This window comes from Actinoplanes sp. NPDC051851 (assembly GCF_040681165.1).
Taxonomy (GTDB): domain Bacteria; phylum Actinomycetota; class Actinomycetes; order Mycobacteriales; family Micromonosporaceae; genus Actinoplanes.
In genome coordinates this window covers 40,663-57,908 of sequence record NZ_JBFAYF010000052.1, presented here as the reverse complement: position 1 = coordinate 57,908, position 17,246 = coordinate 40,663, and the positions used below count along the sequence as shown (strand labels likewise).

General features: G+C 71.3%; 16 protein-coding genes. 3 read left to right on the top strand and 13 right to left on the bottom strand.

Annotated features, from left to right (window positions below):
• Positions 1 to 16: 16 nt before the first annotated feature.
• The 9 genes from AB0M08_RS36070 to AB0M08_RS36030 form a co-directional block, all read right to left on the bottom strand.
• The gene (locus tag AB0M08_RS36070; RefSeq protein WP_364503546.1) at positions 17 to 1,297 is read right to left on the bottom strand and encodes a toll/interleukin-1 receptor domain-containing protein; all 1,281 of its coding nucleotides are present in this window, start codon (positions 1,295 to 1,297) and stop codon (positions 17 to 19) included.
• Positions 1,298 to 1,484: 187 nt separating this feature from the next.
• Positions 1,485 to 1,988, bottom strand: a complete 504-nt coding sequence (locus tag AB0M08_RS36065) for a DUF6390 family protein (RefSeq protein ID WP_364503570.1) — start codon at positions 1,986 to 1,988, stop codon at positions 1,485 to 1,487.
• Positions 1,981 to 2,166 (bottom strand): DUF6390 family protein, encoded by a 186-nt coding sequence (locus tag AB0M08_RS36060; protein ID WP_364503543.1) that lies wholly within the window; start codon positions 2,164 to 2,166, stop codon positions 1,981 to 1,983. The genes AB0M08_RS36065 and AB0M08_RS36060 overlap by 8 nt, the downstream gene beginning before the upstream one ends.
• 1 nt (position 2,167) lies before the next feature.
• Complete coding sequence (gene hypE, locus AB0M08_RS36055; RefSeq protein ID WP_364503540.1) at positions 2,168 to 3,223, bottom strand: hydrogenase expression/formation protein HypE; 1,056 nt, start codon at positions 3,221 to 3,223, stop codon at positions 2,168 to 2,170.
• On the bottom strand, positions 3,220 to 3,885 hold the full coding sequence (gene hypD / locus AB0M08_RS36050; protein ID WP_364503537.1) for a hydrogenase formation protein HypD: 666 nt from the start codon (positions 3,883 to 3,885) through the stop codon (positions 3,220 to 3,222). The genes hypE and hypD overlap by 4 nt, the downstream gene beginning before the upstream one ends.
• Positions 3,886 to 3,957: 72 nt before the next feature.
• On the bottom strand, positions 3,958 to 4,236 hold the full coding sequence (locus AB0M08_RS36045; RefSeq protein WP_364503534.1) for a HypC/HybG/HupF family hydrogenase formation chaperone: 279 nt from the start codon (positions 4,234 to 4,236) through the stop codon (positions 3,958 to 3,960).
• Positions 4,237 to 4,261: 25 nt separating this feature from the next.
• On the bottom strand, positions 4,262 to 6,793 hold the full coding sequence (hypF, locus tag AB0M08_RS36040; protein ID WP_364503531.1) for a carbamoyltransferase HypF: 2,532 nt from the start codon (positions 6,791 to 6,793) through the stop codon (positions 4,262 to 4,264).
• Positions 6,794 to 7,288: a hydrogenase maturation protease gene (locus AB0M08_RS36035; protein ID WP_364503528.1), complete on the bottom strand. Its 495-nt coding sequence runs from the start codon at positions 7,286 to 7,288 to the stop codon at positions 6,794 to 6,796.
• Between the two features lie 112 nt (positions 7,289 to 7,400).
• Complete coding sequence (locus AB0M08_RS36030) at positions 7,401 to 8,606, bottom strand: hypothetical protein (RefSeq protein WP_364503525.1); 1,206 nt, start codon at positions 8,604 to 8,606, stop codon at positions 7,401 to 7,403.
• Positions 8,607 to 8,805: 199 nt separating this feature from the next.
• On the opposite strand from AB0M08_RS36030, the gene AB0M08_RS36025 reads away from it, so the two are divergent.
• The 3 genes from AB0M08_RS36025 (at position 8,806) to AB0M08_RS36015 (ending at position 10,612) form a co-directional block, all read left to right on the top strand.
• Positions 8,806 to 9,135 (top strand): hydrogenase maturation nickel metallochaperone HypA, encoded by a 330-nt coding sequence (locus AB0M08_RS36025; protein ID WP_364503522.1) that lies wholly within the window; start codon positions 8,806 to 8,808, stop codon positions 9,133 to 9,135.
• A gap of 5 nt (positions 9,136 to 9,140) precedes the next feature.
• A complete protein-coding gene (locus tag AB0M08_RS36020; protein ID WP_364503567.1) occupies positions 9,141 to 9,398 on the top strand; it encodes a helix-turn-helix transcriptional regulator in 258 nt (85 codons plus the stop codon).
• Between the two features lie 293 nt (positions 9,399 to 9,691).
• Positions 9,692 to 10,612, top strand: coding sequence for an alpha/beta hydrolase (locus AB0M08_RS36015; protein WP_364503519.1), 921 nt, complete (start codon positions 9,692 to 9,694; stop codon positions 10,610 to 10,612).
• 4 nt (positions 10,613 to 10,616) lie between these two features.
• Here AB0M08_RS36015 and fxsT read toward each other — a convergent pair whose 3' ends face one another.
• Genes fxsT through AB0M08_RS35995 form a run of 4 tightly spaced genes read right to left on the bottom strand, consistent with a single transcriptional unit; the run spans position 10,617 to position 17,219 of the window.
• Positions 10,617 to 14,543: an FxSxx-COOH system tetratricopeptide repeat protein gene (fxsT, locus tag AB0M08_RS36010; protein WP_364503516.1), complete on the bottom strand. Its 3,927-nt coding sequence runs from the start codon at positions 14,541 to 14,543 to the stop codon at positions 10,617 to 10,619.
• Positions 14,543 to 15,721 carry a hypothetical protein gene (locus AB0M08_RS36005; protein WP_364503513.1) on the bottom strand — a complete coding sequence of 393 codons (1,179 nt, stop codon included), beginning with the start codon at positions 15,719 to 15,721 and terminating at the stop codon, positions 14,543 to 14,545. Before AB0M08_RS36005 ends, fxsT begins: the two co-directional genes overlap by 1 nt.
• Positions 15,718 to 16,404 carry a toll/interleukin-1 receptor domain-containing protein gene (locus AB0M08_RS36000; protein WP_364503510.1) on the bottom strand — a complete coding sequence of 229 codons (687 nt, stop codon included), beginning with the start codon at positions 16,402 to 16,404 and terminating at the stop codon, positions 15,718 to 15,720. The genes AB0M08_RS36005 and AB0M08_RS36000 overlap by 4 nt, the downstream gene beginning before the upstream one ends.
• On the bottom strand, positions 16,401 to 17,219 hold the full coding sequence (locus AB0M08_RS35995) for an AAC(3) family N-acetyltransferase (protein WP_364503507.1): 819 nt from the start codon (positions 17,217 to 17,219) through the stop codon (positions 16,401 to 16,403). Before AB0M08_RS35995 ends, AB0M08_RS36000 begins: the two co-directional genes overlap by 4 nt.
• Between the last annotated feature and the right edge of the window lie 27 nt (positions 17,220 to 17,246).

Below are 17,246 nucleotides of genomic sequence, written 5' to 3'. Positions count from 1 at the left end.
CCGGCGCCGGTGGCGGTCATGACAGCGGCGGCTGGGCCGGTCGCCGCCGCTGTTTGCTGGCGTGCTGCTCCCGGATCGACTGGATCAGGATCGCGAAGTCCTCCTCGCTGTCGGCTCCTCCGACAGCGGAGGCGTTCATGTCCCGCAGGTGGTCGAGGACGACGGTGATCCGTTTGACGATCCGGCCGTAGAGCTTCAAGTCGTCCCGAATACCGTCGAGGGCGTCCTGGGGGACCGTTCCCATCAGCATGTCGAGATCCTCGTACTCGCGCCGCCAGTGCTGGGCGTAGCCGAGGATGGCCTCGGGAGTGAAGATCTTCGCGTCTTTCAGGAGGATCGGGAAGACGCGCTTGCGGAAGTCCCGGTGCTCGGAGAGCCCGAGCAGTTCGGACATGCAGTGGTCCGACCGCAGGTATGCGTCGTCCAGCACCAGGATGACGAGCTTTCCGTTGCTCAGTCTCCTCTTGAACTCCGAGATGGAGTCCCGGTACCTCATCTCGCTCTTGTCTCTACGGAGTAGCAGGCCGTGTTTGATCATGGCCTGCTCCAGCCGGTTGACCACGACCTCCGCGTGACCGCCCCATTTGTAGGATACCCAGACCTCGATCGGCGGTTCGAGGCCGAGCGTGGTGGGCGGCTTCCGCCGTTGCTCCGCGATGGTCGTTGCTCTTCTCGGCGGGACGGTGGCCTCGGCCGAGGGCCGCGGGCGGGGAGGTTCGGGCGCGTCGTCGAGGACGAGCTCACGCTGTTGGAGGAGTGGGCGGCTCTCCGTCGGTTCGAAGACGTCGACCTCGATGGTCTTCCACGAGTCCGGCCAGGTCTGGGTACGACCGGTCAGAATGACGTGGCCGCCGGAGAGTGGCATCAGGCCGGCCAGGTCGGCGAACGCGTCGACGTTGTCGAAGATCAGGAGCCAGCGCCGGCCGGCTTCGGTGAGCGTCACGGTCGCCTGCCAGGCGACGATCTGCTCGTGGGCCGTGGGCTGCGGGACATCGAGGCGGCGCCCGAGCTCGGCCAGGGATCGCAGCATCACCGACCGCTCCTCGGCGCGGATCCACCAGATGAGGTCGTAGTAGTCGGCGTAGCGGTAGGCGTACTCCGCGGCCAGCTGTGTCTTTCCGACGCCGCCGGAGCCGTGCAGGAGGTGCGGTATGACGGTGGCCCGGTCCGGCGTCGTCAGGGAACGCCGCAGTTCAGCGAGCATGTCCTCGCGGCCGGAGAAGTTCGGATTGCGCGGCGGGAAGGTACCCCCACGGACCGTCCCCAAGGGTTTCCCCGGCTCTTGGATCACCGTCATCAGCGATCGTTCCTCACAGCGTGACGTGCCGAAGCCGGGTCGGGTACATCCAGGCTCGCACGTCAGGGCCTAAAAATGGACAAGTGATGTATTTTGCCTCAATTTGAGTGGCGCCAGCGTAGCCCCTTCCTGTTTGTAGGCGAGCGTAGGGTGTGGAACGCTGCGGGGGAGGGGAATCGCCCGAAAACTATGTCGTGGCGACCCATGGCGAGTGCGATTCGTGTGACAGTGCACTGTCCGTCTCGGTCGCGAGGTCGCAGATCCAGTTCCAGTGGAGGGTGACCGAGGCGCCCGGGGCGACGTGCGGGAGCAGGGACGGTGCCCAGTGGACCGTCTCGTCGGTGGGTGGGCCGAAGGCCAAGGCGCCGTCGGTCCAGGTCAGGGGCGGGTGTCGGACCACGGCTTCGGTGTCGGAGAGGATCCGGCGGACCGTGCCGGTGCGGATACGGCAGCGGTCCAGGACCGTGAGGGCCGATGGCGCCCCGGTACGCCGCAGCAGCGAGAGCCAGGGGTGCACCTCGAAGACCTGGAAACCGTGGTGGGGAGCGGCCCGGGCGCCGGAGTCCGCCCAGGTGCCGCCGCTCTGGCCGAGGAACCGCGGGCGGAGGAAGTCCACCAGGCCGTCACCGGGAACCGGGGGACTGCCGAGCCGGTAGGCGGTGACGACAACGGGGGAGAGTGGATCACTTATGCCAAATAAATTGGGATATGTACTCTAAATAGGACCAAGCGCCCTCGAACGTGCGTGCCTGACGGGCGATCTCCGCCGGATCGGAGCGGTGCAGCGGGGCGCCGGGCGGGCCGCAGTAGCCCAGCGCGTTCGGGGGATGGGCGTAGCGCGCGAACAGTATCGCGCCCTCGTCGGACACCTCAGCAGATCCGGGGGAGCTGTTCGCCGATCGGCATGGGGACCACCCGGGTGCCGCCGAGGGCGGTCCGCGCCACCACCATGCCGGGGTGCTCGGCGACGCAGGTGCCGATCTGCCGGGCCGCGGCGCCGAGCGGGTGGGCGCGCATCGCCGCCAGCACCGGTGGGGCCGACGCGGCGGGGACGAAGGCGACCAGCTTGCCCTCGTTCGCCACCTGCAGCGGGTCGAGGCCCAGCAGGCTGCAGGCGTCGGTGACCGGGGGCGGGATCGGCAGGTCGCGCTCGATCAGCTCGATGCCGACCCCGGACGTGCCGGCGATCTCGTTCAGGGTCGCGGCCACCCCGCCGCGCGTCGGGTCGCGCAGTGTGTGGACCGGGGCGCCGGTCGCGAGCATGGTGGCCACCAGGTCGTGCAGCGGGGCGGTGTCGCTCTCCACCTCGGTGCCGAAACGCAGGCCCTCCCGGCAGCTGAGCACGGCCACCCCGTGCAGGCCGATCTCGCCGCTGATCAGTACGGCGTCGCCGGGGGCCGCCCGAACGGGGGCGATGGTGTGTGACGGGTCGACCACGCCGATGCCCGAGGTGATCACGTAGACGCCGTCGCCGCTGCCCTGGTCGACGACCTTGGTGTCGCCGGTGACCAGTCGTACCCCCGCCGCCGTCGCCGCGGCGCCCATCGCCGTCGCGATCCGCCCGATCAGGGAGAGCTCCGTGCCCTCCTCCAGCACGAAAGCCGCTGACAGGTACAGCGGTGCCGCACCCGACATCGCCAGGTCGTTGACCGTGCCGTTGATCGCCAGGTCGCCGATCGAGCCGCCCGGGAAGAACATCGGACGTACCACGTACGCATCGGTGGAGAAGGCGAGACGGACGCCACCCACCTCGACCACCGCCGAGTCTCCCTGGTCGCCGGAGGCGGCCGGACCGAAACCGGGCAGGAACAGGTGCCGGACCAGCTCGGCGGAGATCGCGCCACCGCCGCCGTGGCCGGTCACCACGGTCGGCGTGTTCCGCAGCGGCACCGGGCACGACCAGTCGGAGAAGTCCACCGTGGTCACGAGAGCCTCCGGTACGCGTAGTACGCCGCGCACGCGCCCTCGGAGGAGACCATCGTCGCGCCGAGCGGGTTCCGGGGCGTGCACTCCCGGCCGAAGGCGGCGCACCCGTGCGGCTTGATCAGGCCCTGCAGCACCTCGCCCGAGCGGCACAGCGACGACTCCGCGGTCGTCACGGCGCCGACGTCGAAGCGCACCTCGGCGTCGAAGTCGCGGTACTTCTCCGCGAGCCGCCAGCCGCTCGACGGGATCATCCCGATGCCGCGCCAGGTCCGGTCGGTCACCTCGAAGACGTCCCGGAGCATCGCGAGCGCCGCCAGGTTGCCCGACGGGAGCACGGCCCGGGGGTACGCGTTGACCAGTTCGTGCCGCCCGGTCTCCAGCTGCACCACGGTCTGCCGGATGCCCTCCAGGATGTCCAGGGGTTCGAAACCGGTCACCACGATCGGTACGCCGTACTTCAGGGCCAGCGGGGGATACTCCGCGGTGCCCATCACGCTGCAGACGTGCCCGGCGGCGAGGAACGCCTGGACCCTACAGCGCGGCGACTCCATGATGGCGGCGATCGCCGGTGGCACCAGCACGTGCGAGACGAGCAGCGAGAAGTTCCGGATCCCGAGCCGTTTCGCCTGGTAGACGGTCATCGCGTTGGCCGGCCGCCGCACACCTCCATGAGCGCCCACGGCCGGGTCACGGTCGCGTGGATCCTCTCCAGGAGGCTGCGGGCCAGATCCGGGTCACTGAACTCGTCGAGGTACTTCACCTGAACCGAACTCCTCTTCCAGGATGCCGAGCCGTTCGAAGTTCGCGAGGGTCTCCCGCGCCGACTGCTCGTCCAGCCGCTGGATGGCGAAACCGGCGTGCACGATCACGTAGTCGCCGGGTGCCGCGCCGGGCACGTACTGCAGGCACACCTCCTTGCGTACGCCGCCGACGTCGACCTGGGCCATCGGCGTCCCGTCGACCTCGGCGACGCGTCCGGGAACGGCCAGGCACATCTCGATCGGCCTCCTCACACAGGATGCGGACTCACCCGCCGATTCAGAGCCCGGCCACGATCTGGCCGAGCGCGATGCTGCCGTCGTTGGGTGGCAGCAGCCGTGGGCGCAGCACGGTGAAGCCGCGTCCGCGCAGGTCACGGAGGGTTGCCGCGATCAGCAGGGTGTTCTGGAAGACGCCGCCGCCGAGCGCCACCACGTCCAGGCCCGTCCGGTCGCGGCACCGGTCGGCGAGCCGTCCGATCAGGTCGGTCACCGTGCTGTGGAAGCGCGCGCCGATCACCGCGGCGGGCAGGCCGGACCGCACGTCGTCCGCGATCTCCCGGATCATCTCGCCCGCGTCGGCGACGATCGGTCCGTCGTTCGTTCCCTCCACAGCTATCGTGTACGACCGGAGCCGTCGCCCCCCGAATCCGCGGGAGACGCCCTCCAGCACCATGGCCGGCTCACCCTCGTAGGCGGCGCTCTGCCGTACCCCGGTGAGCGCGGCCACCGCGTCGAAGAGGCGGCCCATGCTCGACGTCGGCACGCATCCCAGGCCGGTCCCGAGCTGGTGGGCGAGCACCTCCCGCTCGGCCTCCGGGCACGCCGCGACCGCCGGGAGCGCGGGATCCCAGGACACCCCGGCCGCCCGCAGATGTGCCAGCGCCATCCGGTAGGTCCGGCGTACGCTGACGTCCCCGCCGGCCAGCGGCACGTAGCCGAGGTGGGCGGCCCGCTCGAACGACTTGTAGCCGGCGATCAGCACCTCGCCGCCCCAGACCGCGCCGTCGGTGCCGTACCCGGTGCCGTCGAAGGCGACGCCGATCACCTGCTCGTCCGGCCCGAGACCGTGCTCGGCCATCACCGCGGCGATGTGCGCGTGGTGGTGCTGCACCAGCAGGATCGGGCGGCCCCGCGCGTGCGCCCTGGCCCAGCTGCCCGAACGGTAACCGGGGTGCAGGTCGGCGACGATCTGCTCCGGACGTACCCCGGTAAGCCTTTCCAGATGTTTCTCGACGACCGTCAGGGCCTCGATGGTGGAGAGGTCGTCCATGTCGCCGATGTGCTGGCTGAGCCAGGCGTAACGGCCGCTCGCGACGGCGCACGCGTTCTTGAGGTCGGCGCCGACGGCGAGGGTGGGCGGCACGTCGAACGGCAGCGCCACCGGCAGCGGAGCGTGGCCCTGGGAGCGGCGGATCGGCAGTTCGGCGCCGTCCGCGTGCCGGCTCACCGAGTCGTCGCAGGGCACCTCGATCCGCCGGTCGTGCCGCAGCCAGGCGGTGGCCAGCGGGGCCAGCCGCCGCAGCGCCTCCGCGTCGTCGGTGACGATCGGCTCCCCGGCGAGATTCCCCGAGGTCATCACGAGGACGTCCGGACCGGGCCCGTCGCCGGCCAGTCCGAAGAGGAGCATGTGCAGCGGGGTGTAGGGGAGCATCACGCCGAGGTCGGGGCTGTCCGGTGCGACGGCCTCCGCGAGACCGCCGTCCGGGCGGCGCGGCGCCAGCAGGATCGGGCGGCGCGCGCCGGTGAGCAGCGACTCCTCGCCGGGTGTCAGCGAGACCAGGCGGCGGGCGTTCGCCAGGGTCGCGGTCATCACGGCGAACGGCTTGCCGCCGCGCCGCTTGCGACGGCGCAGCTCGGCGACCGCGGTGTCGTTGCGGGCGTCGCAGGCCAGGTGGTACCCGCCGAGCCCCTTGATCGCGACGATCTCCCCGACGGCGAGCAGCGCGCGGGCGTGCCGGAGCGCGTTCGAACCCCGGCGGGACGGGCCGCCCGCGATGACCAGTTCGAGTCGGGGGCCGCAGTCCGGGCAGGCGATCGGCTGGGCGTGGAAGCGGCGGTCGGCCGGGTTCTCGTACTCGTCCCGGCACGAGGCGCACATCGGGAACCCGGCCATCGTGGTGGTGGCCCGGTCGTACGGCAACCGGGTGATGATGGTGAACCGCGGGCCGCAGTTGACGCAGCTGATGAAGGGGTGCCGGTACCGCCGGTTGTCCGGGTCGGCCAGCTCACGGCGGCAGTCGCCGCAGATCGCCACGTCCGGGGAGGCCAGGGTACGCGCCGGTCCCCCGTCCGAGGTGGCCGCGATGCTGAACCCGGTGCCACCGGCCGGCGGGACCTCCTGCTCGATCACCGCGGTGACCACGGCCAGGGGCGGCGGGGACTCCCTCAGGCGGCGGCCGTACTCGTGCACCGCCCCGGCGTCGCCCTCCACCTCGACCACCACGCCCTCCGGGGTGTTCTCCACCGCGCCGGTCAGGCCCAGCTCGGCGGCGGTGGTGTACGCGAACGGGCGGAAACCGACGCCCTGGACCAGGCCGGCGACCGAGTACCGGATCCGGATCCGGTCGTGGCCCTCGGACCGGGGACGGCCCATCAACTCCAGGCCGGCGAGCGCGGCGCCGGCCCGGTCGGCGTCGATGACCTCGACCGCGAAGCCGAGGTGGATCAGGATCCAGTCGCCGGGCGCGGGCGGGGCGTCCAGCATGCCGATGTTGACCTGGCGCTCGGCTCCGGCCACGTCGGCCAGCACGAGCTGTCCCGCGTTGCCGGGCAGGATGCGCAGGACCTGACCGGGAATGCCCAGGCACATTCAGGGCCTCCCGGTGGTGGCGGCCGCCTTTTGAGCGAGGCGGGACGCGAGGGTGCGTACGATATGGGCTGCTTGTGGAACCGCGGCCGTGACGGCCGCACTCAGGCCGATCGACTCACCGGCCGCGTTGATCCGGCAGCCGACCAGGTACGACGGCGGCAGCGTGCCACCCAGACGGGTGACGGCGGCCAGCGTGGCCATCGGGTCCATACCGTGCGCGTCGACCGGGCGGAGCGGGCCGGTGTCGGCGGATATCTCGAGTACGACCAGCTCACCGGGGGATTCCATGGCGGGGAGGGCATCGATCATGATGAGAGCATCCCAGGGGTCGAGCAGGTCGTACGTCAGGTGGACACCGCGGATGCCGTAGTCGGTGGCGTGCGCGCCCGGCGGCAGCGGCGGACCGGCGAGCAGGTGGCGGACCACCTCGGGGCCGAAGCCGTCGTCGCCGAGGAAGAGGTTGCCCACCCCGGCGATCAGGATCCGCGCGGTCACATCGACCTGATTCTCAGGTAGCGCAGGATGTCCGGAATGGATCGAACCACCAGCGAGATCACCCAGGCGGCGACGATGGCGGCGGCGACGATGGCGACGATGCCGACGGTTCTCACGGGTGGTCCTCCTCCTCGGGGCGGTGGACGGGCAGCGGATCCAGTTCGTCGGGGGCGAAGTAGAGGTAGCGGCCGTACCCGTCGTGCAGGTCGGCGGCGGGGTCGTCGACCAGCACCACGGCCACGTGGATGCCGCCGTCGACGTCGTCCAGCACGGCGGTGACCCGGGCGGCCTGCCCGGCGAAGAAGAGGTCCTGCGCGTCGGCCCGCCGGGTGGGCCGCAGCCGGACCAGGCTGCCCGCGGCGATCCGTACGCCGTCGACCAGCACCGACGGTTCCCCGGGGAGCCGCGTGCCGTGCAGGCCCAGCAGCTCCTCCGGGGAGATCGCGTCGCAGCGGTCGACGATCGCCGCGGCGCGCGCGTCGGTGGCGCGGGCCTCGGCCTTCTCCCCGTCGGTCAGCGTCATCACCCGCAGGGTGAGCAGCTCGTCGATCTCGGTGGCGTCGAAGAGGTCGCCGGGGCTCCGCTCGGCCAGGCGCGGGTGGTCGTAGAGGATGATCGGCGCGGCGAGCAGCAGGTTCGTGGTGCCGGGCGGCCCGGCGAGGACCGGCCAGCAGCGGTCCTGGCGGCAGTCGGCGAGCTCCTCCTGCGGCGGCAGGAACGCGGCGTCGTGCGCCTCGACGACCAGGTGGGTGGCGATCAGCGAGTGCTCCAGCGCGTCCTGCTTGGTGTCGGCCGGGCCGGGGTGCTCGTTGGTCACCGCGACGGTGAGCCGGGTCAGCTCGCCGACGGTCTCGACCCGGGTGGCGAGCCGGGCGGTGAGCGCCCGGCGCCCGCGGACCACGGTGCCGCCGGCGATCGCCTCGACGTCCTCGCCGCCCGGGATGGTGATGCCGAACGACGCGTCCCGGGCGAGCGTCACCCCGGGCAGGGTGATCTCCCGTTCGACGGCCTCGTCCCAGCTCCGCATGGTGCCCAGGGAGTCGGCCGGGCGGGCGTCCGCGTCCAGCAGGCGCCGGGTCTGCAACTGGAGGAAGCGCAGGTGGACGGTGAGCGAGCCGCCGGTCAGGCCGGTCACCAGCAGGCACTGCATGGACATCCCGGGCGACTCGGCGAACGCGGCCTCGGCGGCCCGGGGTGGTCCGAGCACCCCGAACTGCCAGCGGGACCGGTTCTTCGGGGCGGACGCGCGGTAGGGGTAGAGCAGATAGCCCTCGTAGAGGACGGCGTCGGCGACGGCACGGACCGATTCCAGGCTCATGGCAGGAGCCGCCGCAGGGCCTCGGTCCGGCCGGTGAACCCGGTGAGCGTGGTGTGACACTGCATCCAGAGGGGTGAATCGTCGATGTCCATGAGTGCCCGCCTCAATGGTGTGACGCCCGTAACAGCCTGTCCCTAGACGTGCGACACTGTCAATCGGCGCGGCGAACCACCACCTGATCGGTAGAGGTGAGTCCCGGATGCACGAACTGGCCCTCGCGGAGAGCATCGTCACCACGGTCTGCGAGCGTGCCGCGGGGCGCCCGGTCCACCGGATCACCGTCCGGATCGGAGCGCTGACCGCGGTCCTGCCCGAGGCCATGCGGTTCTGCTTCGAGCTGGCGTCTTCCGGTACCGAGGCCGAGGGCGCCGTGCTCGACATCGCCGCGGAGCCGGCCACCGTACGCTGCCGCTCCTGCGGTGCCGAGGAGGAGATCACCGACCTGATCCTGCTCTGCGACTGCGGCAGCGCGGACGTCGCCGTCACCGCCGGGCGCGAGCTGCGGATCGTCTCGATGGAGGTGGGTTGACGAGAATGTGCGGCACGTGTGGATGCGGGCACGACCACGAGATCCTCACGCTCGAGGAGCGGGTGCTCGCCAGGAACGACGACCTCGCCGACGAGATCCGCACCCTCTGTGACCGGGTGGCCGACGTCCTGCTGGAGGCCGCGGCCCGGCGCCTGGACGTCTCGACGAAAACGGTCAGCCGCTGGGTCTCCGGCACCACCGAGCCCCGCCTGCGCGACCTCTACCGCATCCGCGACACCTTCGGGGATCCACCACTGCACTGACCCTCGTGGATCAATCGACTTTCCGTCAGATCGGCAATCCCGCCCCGCGGGCGATCTACCGCTACGCTCCCTGAACGCTTCGGCGCACGGGGAACGGCCGGTGTCCCGGGCGGGCGCTAAGCCGGTAGGATATGCGACGGAATAACGGGCATTTGGGGCAAATTGCTCGGGTGTCAGCAAGATCGGTATTCATTTGTCGGGTCGGTGCCGCTAGGGTTCAGGAATTCACGCCCGTCGCTGGCCCGTCGCGAGCTGTTGGCCGGAACTCCGAGCCGGTCACGTCAGGAGGTGCGGTGTCCCGTCTGGGCGATCACGAGGTCAAGATCGGCGACCGCACCCTGAAGGTCTACGTCTCCGGCGCCGAGAACGGCTGGCCCGTCTTCCTCCTGCACGGCACACCGGGGAGCAGAACCGGTCCGATGCCCCGGCCCGGGGTCCTCTACCGGCGGGGCATCTGTCTGATCTCCTACGACCGCCCGGGCTACGGTGGCTCCACGCCCATGCCCGGCCGCCGGGTCGTCGACGCCGCCGCCGACATCGCGGCGATCGCCGACTGGCTGGACGCCGAGCGCTTCTCGGTGGTCGGCCGGTCCGGCGGCGGGCCGCACGCGCTGGCCGCCGCGGTCCGGCTCCCGGAGCGGGTGCACCGGGTGGCGACGCTGGTCGCCATGGCGCCGAACAAGCCCGATCTGGACTTCGCGGCCGGCATGACCCCGGACAACGTCAACGCGTTCGCCGCGTCGGAGGCCGCCGGGGTCCGCGAGCGCCTGCGCTTCCGGGCCAGCCGGACCGAGATCGACCCGCGTACTCTCCTCGATCAGTTGCTCGCCGAGATGACCGAGGTCGATCGTCGGGTGGTGCGGGATCCGGCGATCCAGCGCCTGCTGCTCGCCTCCTACAGCGAGGCGGTCCGGACCGGGCCCCACGGCTGGATCGACGACGTCCTCGCCCTGCGCAAGGACTGGGGTTTCGAGGTCAGCGAGATCAAGCCCTCGGTCCCGGTCTACATCTGGCACGGCGCCGAGGACAACTTCGCCCCGGTCGCCCACGCGCGCTGGCTGGCCCGCCACATCACCGACGCGATCCTCGACCTGCAGCCGGGCCGGGCCCACTTCGGTGCCGTCGCGATGCTCCCCACCGTGCTGACCTGGCTGACCGGCGATCTCCCCGAAGAGTGGTGGCGGTCCCGCTCCGGTCTCTCCCGGACCGCCTGACCGTTCAGAACGGCAGCGGGTCGATCACCCGCTTGACCAGCTGCCGCGCCTCGATCGCCGCGACCGTCGGGTGCGCGGACCCGGCCTTCTGGGCGAGCCGATCACCGATCGCCGCCGACGCGTTGCCGGAGCCGACGGCGCGCTCGGTGATCAGCGCGATGTTCGCGTGACAGGTCAGGGTGTCCGGGTGCGACTCGCCGAGCGTCTCGGCGGCCCGCTGCGCGGTGTCCGTCAGGAGGGCCAGCGCCTCCTGCCCCCGTCCCTGCTCGGCCAGACACACCCCGTAGTTCGTCTCGGCGGCCAGCGTGTACGGATGGTCGATGCCGAGGAACCTCCCGAAGTCCAAGGCGGCCTGCCGGGTCAGGTCGTACGCCTCCTCCTTCTCCTCGCCGGTGAGCAGGGCCATGGCCAGGTCGTTCATCGCGACCAGGGTGTGCGGGTGCTCGGGGCCGTACCGCTGGTGGAACGAGGCGTGTACCACCCGCAGCTCCTCGTGGGCCTGCTGGTTCGCGACCCCGAGCAGCGTCACCGCCCGGCTCAGGCGGCAGGCCAGGGTGTCCGGTGCGGTCGGAAAGGTCTCGCTCAGGTGTCCGTACGCGTGGTCGAAGAGCCGCTGGGCCTCCTCGACCCGGCCGCTGCTGCGCATCGAGATGGCCAGGTTCACGTTGGCGTTGAGGGTGTGCCGGGCGTCCGCCGAGATCTCCTCGGTGAACGCCTGGGCCACCAGGCGCAGCAGGGTGACCGAGCGCTGATACTCGCCGGCCTCCCGCAGGTCACGGCCGAGGTGCCCCATGGAGAGCAGCGTGTTGGGGTGGCGCTTGCCGAGGATCACCTCGCGGCCGCGCAGCACCCGCTCGTCGAGTTCGAGCGCCTTGCGGTAGTCGCCCATCAGGCGGTACGAGGTGGCCAGGTTGTTCAGGCTGGCCAGGGTCCGCGGATGGTCCTCGCCGAACGCCTCCAGCCAGAGATCGTAGGTCCGCTGGTCCTGCTCCAGAGCCTGCTGGTAGTGCCCCAGCCCGCGCAGGTCACCGCCGAGGCCACCGGCCGTGGCCAGGGTGAGCGGGTGATCCTCGCCGAGGCCCGCCCGCTGCTCGGCGAGCACCTCCTGGTCGATGGCGAGCGACTCGGTGAACTCGCCGAGCGAGCGGATCACGTTCGCCAGGTTGACCCGTAGGTGCAGCAGCTGGCGGCGCAGGTCCTGCTCGTCGTCGCCGCCCTCCTGACCGGTCGCGATCAGCTCGGCGAGCCGCGCGCGCCAGACCTTCTCGGTCTGCGCCGCGCGATCCCGGCCACGCTGGAAGTCACCGACCAGCCAGAGGTAGCGCACCCGGTCGATGAGCAACTGGCGGACCGCCTCGTCCGGGCAGGAGACCGCGTCGGCGCGTTCCAGGTGCGGCCAGATCATCCGGAAGACCGGCCAGGTCTCCGGGTTGTCCACCTCGCCGCCGGGCCGGAACCGGGCCAGCGCGAGGTGGACCTGATGCCGGGTCTCGTTGAGCTCGTCGTGGGTCATCCGGGACCGGACCATGTGCTGGATGAGCCGGTGCACCGTGATCCGCCCGCCGGCCCGCCCGCCGCTGCCCTGTCCATCGGTACGGGCCAGCGCGAGTCGGCTGAGGTCCTGGACCAGCCGGCCCCGGAGCATGCGCTCGCGGAGACCGGCGTTGAACGGTAGCAGCGTCTCGGTGAGCTCGTCGCTGTAGACGAAGTCGAGCGCGACCGAGGTGTCCATCAGCGAGCAGAGCTGCAGCAGCCGGTACGCGGCCGGCGACCGGGTCAGCAGCCGGGCGATGGACGCGTCCCAGATCGCCTGGACCGGGCGGATGCGGGGCTCGTCGTCGCCCTGCTCGTCGAAGGGGATCGGCAGGGCGTCCGGGCCGGTCCGCCCGATCGCGTCGAGGAGGTACTCGACCGAGAACTTCGTCTCGGCGAGGAAGGCCGCGGCCGCGTTCACCGCGATCGGCAGGTCGCCGAGCGCCTCGGCGAGGTCGTCCGCCTCGCGCGCACTGATCGACGACAGCCGGCCGAGGAGCAGCTCGATGCTCTCGGTCCGGGCGAACACGTCCACCGTGATGCTGGGCACGGCCATCCGCTCGGTCCAGGCCGTGGTCCGCGCGGTGATCAGGATGTGGCCGGTCTCCCGCGGCAGGAACTGCTGGATCTTCTCGGCCTCCTCCGCGTTGTCGAAGATCAGCAGCCAGCGCCGGTACGGGGTGCCGCGGCCGAGCGCCTCGACCACGGTCTGCGCGTTCTGGATCGCCGCGCCGGTCTCCGGGAACGCGAGGCCCAGCCTCTTCCCGAGGTCGACCAGCTGGGTGTCGATGAAGGCGATCGGGTCGGCGCCGATCCACCACACCACGTCGTACGAGGTCCGGAAGCGGTGGGCGTACTCCAGGGCGATCTGTGACTTGCCGATGCCGCCCATGCCCTGCAACGCCACCGCACCGCCGGTCATCAGATGTTCACGGACGCTGACCAGGTCGGCCTCCCGCCCGGTGAACCGCTGGTTGCGTGGCTCCAGGTTGGCGACGGACGGCTCCTGGGCGGGGAACCGGACGCCGCTGCCGCGCGCGCCGGACGGAAGGCCCTCCGGCCGCCCGACCAGGCGGAGCACGGCGTCCACCGAGCCCGCCTCGTCGAGGCCGGTCAGGAAGGTCGCGCGCCGGTCGGCCAGCAGCGCGGTCTGCGCGCTGTCGGTGAGACAGACCGCCAGGGCGTTCGGCCGGATCAGGCTCGCCGAGGAGAGCCGCAGGTCCGGGTTCGCCTCGGACCGCTCCGAGACGATCAGGAGATCCCGGTGCCCGGAGACGGTCGGGCTCGTGTCGGCGGCTGCGTCCGCCACCCGGATGCCGGCCCGGTTCAGCACGTCGGTGAGCCATTCGGCCCAGATCCGGTCGCCTTGGGCGTACCGGAGGGTGACGCTCTTCTCCGCCACCGTGAGCCGGCGCTCGTACCGGTCGTTGATCCGCATCCGGTCGTCCGGGTCAATCCTGGGCAGCGCGGTGACCTCGCCGCCGGTGAGCTCGGCGGTGAGCGTCTCGTACGCGGCCAGCATGATGTCCCGGGAACCGGCCACGTCACCGAAGGCGGCCAGCCGCTCCTCGTAGTTGTAGAAGGCCTGGTACGGGACGAAGATCCGGTCCCAGTACGCGTCCCGGGCGTCCTGGTCGGCCGCCGCGGGGAAGCCCTCGAACGACTGTTTCGCGAAGGCCCGGGTGGCGTCCGACTTCGCCTTCTCGGCCGGGTCCAGCCGCATCGGGACCGGCAGGATGCGGATGCCGTGCCGGTGCCCGTCCACCTGCCTGGCGACCGCGGCGGCGCCCTCGATGCCCTGCTCGTTCAGGGTGAAGCAGTCGACGAGTACGTCCGGCATCTGCACGGTGCAGATCGCGGCGATGTCGCTCAGGCCGGTCCGGCTGTCGATCAGGGCGTAGTCGTACCGGTTGCGCATGGTGGCACGCAGGGCGTCGAAGAAGGCGCCGCCGTTGGTGCCCTCGTAGAAGTCGTCCCAGTTGAGGCCGGTGCGGGCGGTGGTGTAGTCGGTGTTGAGCGTGCCGGCCGGCAGCAGGTCGAGGCGGCCGCCGTCCTTGAAGTGCTCCCACTCCACCGGGACGATGTGTGATGCCGGGTCGGCGTGGGCCGTGATGTCCGGCACCGGCGAACGTTTGCCCTCGCTGAGGTAGCGCATCCAGGCGTTCTGGAAGGCGTGCACCATGCCGATGACGCCCGTGCTCTCCGTGACGTCGGCCTTGCGGAGGAACGGCGAGTAGTACCGGTGCAGACCGGGCGACTCGAGATCCCAGTCCACCACCAGCACCCGCTTGCCGTTGGCCGCCAGGATCCAGGCGATGTTGGCGAGCGCCATGGTGCGGCCGGTGCCGCCCTTGAAGGAATAGAACGTCACGACCTTGCCGGTCGGCTCTGTTGACATCAGTCCTCGCCCTTCCAGGGCACGCGGCGTGGTTCGGTCATTCCCAGCCGGGGCCGGCCCGGGTAGGCCCGCGGCAACTCGTGCAGGAAGCGGTTCCGGGCCCGGGCGACCAGCGCGGGCAGGATCTCCCGGAAACCGCCGGCGTCCTCGGCCACCGGGGTGACGGGGGCGTGACCGCCGCGGCTGAGCATAGCGAGGGCGCGGGCCCGGAGCTCCACGACGCGCGACGCGTTCGCCCGGTCGGCGCCGTCCACGATGATCAACGGGATCACCCAGTGCGGCATGGCGCGCAGGGCCGACTCCAGGGCTGCCGCCGCGTCCCTGTCCGACAGGGACCAGACGTCGATGAGCAGGATCGTCGGCTTGCCGTGCCAGAGATCCGCGGCGCCGGGCAGGGTGACCACCGCCGCGGAGAGATCGAGCCGTCGCGCCACCAGCAGGGCCTGTCGTGCGATGGCGGTGCCGGGGCTCTCCGCGTACGGCTCCCACTCCTCCGGGTCGCCCCGTCCCGGTGCGTGGACGGCGATCAGGAGATGGGCGTCGGCGGGGTCGGCGACCGCCTCGGGCGGGTCGCCGGTCAGGACGGCCGACCGGATCGGCGTGTTCTCGGCGGTGTTCACGATCCGGTGCGCGAGCTGGTCGACGAACCGGTCGTAGCTGTCGCGGAACTCGGGCACCCGGGCCGGCTGGTCGATCCGCCCGGCGTCGCAGAGTGCGGCCAGACCGAGCTCCATGTAGTACGGGATCTCCTCATCGCGGAACCTCAGGCCGTTCGTCAGGGGCGGGTGGCCGGCACCGCCGGGGAAGGGCAACCAGAGGACCGACTGGATGTGCCGTTCGGGATCGGCGTTCGCGGCGCGGAGCCGCTTCTCGAAGGAGTAGTGTTCCTCGACCGCCCAGGCGCTGGCCAGGTATCGCGGTGAGTAGAGCGGCACCAGCACTTGGGCATGGCCGAGCGCGTGCAGGGCGTCCTTCCACTCGGTGCCGACGGCGACGGTGCTCTGGTAGTGGCCGATCCGGGCATCGCGGGCGCTGGCCAGGTCCGCGACCCGCTGGGACAGGTCCTCGAAGAAGAGGTCGACGAGACGGTCCTCCGGTGCCAGCGTCTCGCCGGGGAACTCCAGGGGCGGCACCTGCGCGTAGCTGAGGTAGAAGTAGTACGTGCCGGGCCGCGTCATCGGGCACCGTCCCCGAAGGTGCGGCGCAGCCCGCGGACCGTCCGCCGGGTCGAGGGCAGTACGTCCACGTCGGCCTCCATGGTCTGGATCTGGCGGGCCAGGTTCCAGACGAACGTCGTGTACGCACCCTGGTCGAGATGCTGCAGGCCCAGCACCCCCTCGGACTCGTACAGCCTCTTGTGCTCCGGCAACGAGACCAGCGGTGGTGTGAACCGCTGGGCCTCCCGTACGGACGCGGGCATCGAGGTCACCACCGGCGCCCAGAGGATCGGAACGATCGCGGTGGCGTTGGGCTGTGCCGTCGAGCCTTTCGCGCCCCGGACCTCACGACGGGCGAAGAAGTCCCACTCCATCGGGCACCACTGGCTTCGCGCGAGATAGTGCGGGGAGAGCATGGCCACGAAGACGCGGCAGCCCCGGAGGTTGCGCAGCAACTCCTCGCTCCACCGCGTCCCGGCCTCGATGTCCTGGTCCATGAAGCCGACCTCCGCGCCCGCCGATCGTGGGACCAGCTGGTTGACCCGGGTGACCAGGTCCAGATAGAACGCGCGCTGCTCCCCGGCCGGGTCGATCCGCCCGCCGCCGGTCCGCAGCGGAAGGGTGGTGGCCCGGGCGTAGCTGAGGAAGAAGACCGGCTCGGCGATCGGCGGCCGCTGCTTCGTGGGTCTCCGGGGCGGTGTCATCGGCCCGCCGTCCCGGTGTCGCGGTGGGCGGACATCCAGGTGACCGCGAAGTCGACCGCCCGGCGGAGCGGGAACGACAGCGCCTCGGCGCCGCCGATCCGGCCGCGGCGTACCGAGGGATCGGCGGCGAACGCCGCGCCCAGCTCCAGGAAATCCGTGTCGTCCAGGTGGATCTCGAAGAAACTCAGTTCGTCCCGGCCGTCCGGGCCCTGGACGAAGCAGCGGTACTCGCGTTTCGGCGGTGGGTCGGCCAGCCGGTACTCGGCCAGGTGGAACGCGGTGCACGCGGTGAAATCGGTACCGATCATGAGAACGTGTGCGCCCGCGTCGTAGAGCGCCCCGATCGGTGACTCCTCGCCCAGGTGGGAGTCGAGCGCGTGCACGGTCGTCCACGCGTGCGCCCCGGGCCCGAGCGCGGTGAACGACGTCTGTGGATGCGCGGACCGCAGCGCATCCGGGTGAGTGCGGACGTGCTCGGCGAAGGCGCCCATCCGGTAGGAGGGCGTGGTGTCAGGGTCGAAGCCGGGCAACCCCGCGAGGTAGTCCCGCAGGCCCTCCGGGGAGAGCCCGGCGGTCGCCGCGAGGTGGCTGCGGCTGGTCGTCGAGTTGTTCGCGGTGTGGGTCGGCACCACCAGCGTGGCCTGCTCACCCGCGGCGTCCCGGATCGCCCGCAGCAGGGTCGCACAGCCGCCGGCCACCGGTCCGACGCTGCGCATGGAGACGTGCACCAGCATGCCGGGGACACCGTCGAGACCGAGCCCGTTCAGATCGGCCGCGAGCCGCTCTCCGTCGTCGTGGAAGGGTACCGACGCCATGGGCCGCCATCCTCCGTGGTCGATACA

Excerpts from the sequence above, each read along its gene's own strand:
- AB0M08_RS36020 (WP_364503567.1), top strand. The coding sequence starts at position 9,141 with ATGTGCGGCACGTGTGGATGCGGGCACGACCACGAGATCCTCACGCTC.
- fxsT (WP_364503516.1), bottom strand. The coding sequence starts at position 14,543 with ATGTCAACAGAGCCGACCGGCAAGGTCGTGACGTTCTATTCCTTCAAG.
- AB0M08_RS35995 (WP_364503507.1), bottom strand. The coding sequence starts at position 17,219 with ATGGCGTCGGTACCCTTCCACGACGACGGAGAGCGGCTCGCGGCCGAT.
- AB0M08_RS36005 (WP_364503513.1), bottom strand. The coding sequence starts at position 15,721 with ATGACGCGGCCCGGCACGTACTACTTCTACCTCAGCTACGCGCAGGTG.
- hypF (WP_364503531.1), bottom strand. The coding sequence starts at position 6,793 with ATGTGCCTGGGCATTCCCGGTCAGGTCCTGCGCATCCTGCCCGGCAAC.
- AB0M08_RS36025 (WP_364503522.1), top strand. The coding sequence starts at position 8,806 with ATGCACGAACTGGCCCTCGCGGAGAGCATCGTCACCACGGTCTGCGAG.
- AB0M08_RS36000 (WP_364503510.1), bottom strand. The coding sequence starts at position 16,404 with ATGACACCGCCCCGGAGACCCACGAAGCAGCGGCCGCCGATCGCCGAG.
- AB0M08_RS36070 (WP_364503546.1), bottom strand. The coding sequence starts at position 1,297 with ATGACGGTGATCCAAGAGCCGGGGAAACCCTTGGGGACGGTCCGTGGG.
- AB0M08_RS36030 (WP_364503525.1), bottom strand. The coding sequence starts at position 8,606 with ATGAGCCTGGAATCGGTCCGTGCCGTCGCCGACGCCGTCCTCTACGAG.